This is a genomic window from Curtobacterium sp. PhB191, from assembly GCF_004346515.1.
In the GTDB taxonomy this organism is placed as follows: Bacteria; Actinomycetota; Actinomycetes; order Actinomycetales; family Microbacteriaceae; genus Curtobacterium.
In genome coordinates, this window is the sequence record NZ_SMBV01000021.1 from 3,394 (window position 1) to 5,045 (window position 1,652).

The following is a 1,652-nucleotide window of genomic DNA, read 5'->3' on the forward strand; positions in this document are numbered from 1 at the left end:
ACCAGATGCTCCTTAGAAAGGAGGTGATCCAGCCGCACCTTCCGGTACGGCTACCTTGTTACGACTTAGTCCTAATCACCGATCCCACCTTCGACGGCTCCTTCCACAAGGGTTAGGCCACCGGCTTCGGGTGTTACCGACTTTCATGACTTGACGGGCGGTGTGTACAAGGCCCGGGAACGTATTCACCGCAGCGTTGCTGATCTGCGATTACTAGCGACTCCGACTTCATGAGGTCGAGTTGCAGACCTCAATCCGAACTGAGACCGGCTTTTTGGGATTCGCTCCACCTTACGGTATCGCAGCCCTTTGTACCGGCCATTGTAGCATGCGTGAAGCCCAAGACATAAGGGGCATGATGATTTGACGTCATCCCCACCTTCCTCCGAGTTGACCCCGGCAGTCTCCTATGAGTCCCCGGCATAACCCGCTGGCAACATAGAACGAGGGTTGCGCTCGTTGCGGGACTTAACCCAACATCTCACGACACGAGCTGACGACAACCATGCACCACCTGTACACCGACCACAAGGGGGCGACCATCTCTGGCCGTTTCCGGTGTATGTCAAGCCTTGGTAAGGTTCTTCGCGTTGCATCGAATTAATCCGCATGCTCCGCCGCTTGTGCGGGCCCCCGTCAATTCCTTTGAGTTTTAGCCTTGCGGCCGTACTCCCCAGGCGGGGCGCTTAATGCGTTAGCTACGACACAGAAACCGTGGAAAGGTCCCTACATCTAGCGCCCAACGTTTACGGCATGGACTACCAGGGTATCTAATCCTGTTCGCTCCCCATGCTTTCGCTCCTCAGCGTCAGTTACGGCCCAGAGATCTGCCTTCGCCATCGGTGTTCCTCCTGATATCTGCGCATTCCACCGCTACACCAGGAATTCCAATCTCCCCTACCGCACTCTAGTCTGCCCGTACCCACTGCAAGCCCGAGGTTGAGCCTCGGGATTTCACAGCAGACGCGACAAACCGCCTACGAGCTCTTTACGCCCAATAATTCCGGACAACGCTTGCACCCTACGTATTACCGCGGCTGCTGGCACGTAGTTAGCCGGTGCTTTTTCTGCAGGTACCGTCACTTTCGCTTCTTCCCTACTAAAAGAGGTTTACAACCCGAAGGCCGTCATCCCTCACGCGGCGTTGCTGCATCAGGCTTTCGCCCATTGTGCAATATTCCCCACTGCTGCCTCCCGTAGGAGTCTGGGCCGTGTCTCAGTCCCAGTGTGGCCGGTCACCCTCTCAGGCCGGCTACCCGTCGTCGCCTTGGTGAGCCATTACCTCACCAACAAGCTGATAGGCCGCGAGTCCATCCCCAACCAAAAAATCTTTCCACCACCAGACCATGCGGCCGGTAGTCATATCCAGTATTAGACGTCGTTTCCAACGCTTATCCCAGAGTCAGGGGCAGGTTACTCACGTGTTACTCACCCGTTCGCCACTAATCCACCCAGCAAGCTGGGCATCATCGTTCGACTTGCATGTGTTAAGCACGCCGCCAGCGTTCGTCCTGAGCCAGGATCAAACTCTCCGTAAAAAAATACAGACCCAACACCCAAAGGGCATCAGACCGAGTTGATTCTGACTGTTGACTGTCTACTGACAATCTTCAATCCAAAAGGAATTGCATCATGACCTGAACAACCGAAGC

General features: G+C 55.4%; 1 rRNA gene. It reads right to left on the reverse strand.

Annotation, left to right across the window (positions count from 1 at the left end):
• Positions 1-16 precede the first annotated feature (16 nt).
• A 16S ribosomal RNA gene (locus EDF48_RS18930) occupies positions 17-1,538 on the reverse strand.
• Positions 1,539-1,652 lie beyond the last annotated feature (114 nt).